This is a genomic window from Anaerovibrio sp. (assembly GCF_024697385.1).
Classification (GTDB): domain Bacteria; phylum Bacillota; class Negativicutes; order Selenomonadales; family Selenomonadaceae; genus Anaerovibrio.
Map to the genome: position 1 here is coordinate 1 of NZ_JAILFV010000042.1, position 3030 is coordinate 3030.

6 protein-coding genes are annotated in these 3030 nt (G+C 38.3%); all 6 read right to left on the reverse strand.

All coding sequences use genetic code 11. The annotated features are described in order from the left end of the window. A partial coding sequence (locus K6C05_RS02150; protein WP_296730770.1) for a hypothetical protein occupies window positions 1-320 on the reverse strand: 320 nt, incomplete at its 3' end. A gap of 130 nt (window positions 321-450) precedes the next feature. Continuing rightward, a complete protein-coding gene (locus K6C05_RS02155) occupies window positions 451-600 on the reverse strand; it encodes a YvrJ family protein (protein ID WP_071837954.1) in 150 nt (49 codons plus the stop codon). Between the two features lie 70 nt (window positions 601-670). Further along, a complete protein-coding gene (locus K6C05_RS02160; RefSeq protein ID WP_296730772.1) occupies window positions 671-883 on the reverse strand; it encodes a DUF2922 domain-containing protein in 213 nt (70 codons plus the stop codon). A gap of 13 nt (window positions 884-896) precedes the next feature. After that, entirely contained in the window at window positions 897-1115 is a 219-nt protein-coding gene (locus K6C05_RS02165; RefSeq protein ID WP_296730774.1) for a DUF1659 domain-containing protein, read from the reverse strand. Between the two features lie 242 nt (window positions 1116-1357). Then, window positions 1358-2344 (reverse strand): hypothetical protein, encoded by a 987-nt coding sequence (locus K6C05_RS02170; protein WP_296730776.1) that lies wholly within the window; start codon window positions 2342-2344, stop codon window positions 1358-1360. A 1-nt stretch (window position 2345) separates the two neighbouring features. Then, on the reverse strand, window positions 2346-3030 hold a 685-nt coding region (locus tag K6C05_RS02175; protein WP_296730777.1), incomplete at its 5' end, for an AAA family ATPase.

A 3030-nucleotide genomic window follows, 5' to 3' on the forward strand; every position in this document is an offset into this window, starting at 1 on the left:
TCATAAATCTGGCCCTTCTTCTTGAACTCCAGGATTAGAACCTGCTTTTTTCCCAAGAGAATCACATCCGCCCGCTTCTGGGATTCCGGCATCATGTATTCCATCAGGATGGGGAAATCTCCCCATCGCTTGGGGTCCATATTTTCCCGCAAAAAATCATAGCAATCCTCCCATGGCTTGCGGTTTCCACCATCATCATCGATAATCCCGCAGTCCTCCCGCACATAAGCCTCACAGACATCTGCAAAGGCAGCGGCATCTCTATAAGTGGCAAAGAAATCGACCACGGTTGTACAAATTGCTGCATTTTTATTCGCCATGATTGTAGTCCCTTTTCAGATTAAACTTCATATCGTAGACATTGACTACTTTTATTATAACATATCCCCCAAGGGCAAACAGGCGGAATTGACATGTCAAATTTGACAAGTCAATTCCGCCTGCTTTACATCATTTTTCAAACCGCCTTAGCTCCTGTATCAGCTCCCCCAGCTTGTCGGTGAACTTATCCATAGACTTCTGGAAACTGGTCAACAGATAAAAGGTCACCACAATGGGGAATCCAACAGCGGAAACGGCGGTCAAAATGGTCTGTTCCATAATGCCCTCCTCGCCCCTATACGAAAAGCCCCAGCATCATGCCGGGGCTTTTGTGAGGTCAGACCGCCCGTTACGGCAGCAGCGTTTCCTCCACGGTGCGGATATAGGCTTTATCCAACGCCTCCAGATGGTTTTCGTTCACGATAAGGGCATCTTTGGCCACCATTTCTGCAGCCACTTCATTTACCTCTGCCCCGGTCAGCCCATCCTTGGGGCTGGTGATGGAAACCGTAGTGTTTTTACCGTTGCTCATCCGAAAACTCATTACCAATGTCGCCTTCATTTTTCACCCCTCCTTAGTGTTCCTGCGCAAGCAGGCAGGAATCTACCCGGCCGATACCATCCACAGTGAAAGACTGCAGGTTCGAGAGCTTCTTCCCGATGGAAAGCAGGTCATCATCGGCAATCTCCGGATTGACGTGAGCCAGATTCAAGTAGCTGTGGGTGTCCTTGCCCGTTTCATCGCTGCCCGTGATGCGGGTAATCTGCAATGTGGTTTTCTTGGTGTGACGCATTTTTAGTCCCTCCTTAATCATATGCAAAAGAGCCGCCGGATTGTCACCCTGCGGCCCTCTTGCGGAATGACAACCCAAATATATCTATTCGCCCGTCGGCGTAGATATCCATAAAATTTGTCATTTCCGATGTATTCAGTTAGGGATTATAGGAAAGTTCTTTCAGTTCCTATATTATGGAGTTGACATGTCAAATGCAAGGGCAAATTTAAAAAATATAATAATATTCTAAGATAATTATATTATTTGTCACCTTTTAACCATTCATGTCCCAATACATCTACAGCTAGGTCACGCTTTAATTTACTCATAATATTCTTATCTATATCCTCCTTATTCAAAGGATAATCATAAAAGTCAGACCAAAATTCACGAATACTAATTTGAAGTTTTCCTAAACCAAAATTCATATTAAATTGCTCAATAAAAGCAGATCCATACTCTTGGTTTTTTTGTTGAAATTTTTCAAGAATGTCACGATTATTTTGATACCGTTCTTTAATTTTAAACATCTCTAAATATTCATCGACTAACACATCTTCGTCATTATTGACAATTTGTATCCCTTCAGACGGACTATCCGGACCTTTAAATTCAAACAAATCATTATAGGAGACTTCATACGGCGATATTATATTTTCTACGTTAAATTCTTGCTTACCTTTTAAAGAGGAATTACAATACCTGCAACATGGAATTAAGTTATATATAGACAGAGCCAAGTACGGATGTTTTTCTTTTGAAAAAAAATGATCTAAATCTCCACGAACCTTTCCATCTTCAGTTAACGTAGGATGAATAAAATTTTTATTACAATACGGACATACCTGAAGATTAGAAAGCATTTTTAAATAGGTATATGCACACCATTCCATATCCTTGGGATCCACATTATTTTCCCATTGTTTTATCAGCTTTTTAGGAACATATATAAATCTATCATACGCCTTTAAAAAAATGCTACTCACTTTTTCCTTATCATTTTTTAGATCATCCCACTGTTTGCACAGTTGATCATCAAGAACTCGTAATTCCGCTACACTACCGATAGCAAATTTTTCCCAATTATCCAAACATAAACTTAAAAAGTTTTTATATGCAATTATACCATTTAATCCTTCTGAATCATTTAATTTGTTCAATTCATCTTGTATGTCTGGCAACACTTTTTCTCTATAGTATTTTTTATGATTTTCGATAACTTTCTGTGGCATTGCTATTTTTATCATATCAGACCCCACTTTCACGAATTCGTTTTATTTTTAATAATTTAATTGCCTCATCCGGTAAAGTTTGAATCAATTCATTAATTAATTCTACTTGCCTTTCTATTTGTTCTGTTTTTTTCATTTTTTTTAGTCTTTCCACCCATAAGCAATCATAAATGTTCTGCCAATATACCTTTATCATTTTCACTTGAAGCTCCTCACCAATCAAATCTATTTTTTCCTTAATTTTATTTAATTTAGACAATAGTTCATCCGCACTCAATCCAGCTTGTTTTTCCTTACTATTTAATTGATTTTTAATAGCATCCATTTCTCGATAAATATCATTTACAACTCGATTGGATAATGAGCCACGTATCCATAAATTATTATCATCATTATTTTTCTTTTCATCAAGGAAAAACGAATCCTTATATAAACGATAGATATTTTCACCAAAAGTCTCCTGACTGCGGTACGTAGGTTTAATTTGCCCAGACTCATCTTGTGCCAGATAAATCACATGAGAACTTAGCAAATCAGAAAGAAGAATGGGCGAATGTGTCGAGAGCACAATTTGCACTTTTTTCCCCTCAAAGATTTTACTTGTAATATCCAATATCCGCCCCAGCGCTTCTTGTTGCCAACGTGGATGAAGAAAAGCATCAACTTCATCCATTAGTAGCATTATACTATTGCTACTACCG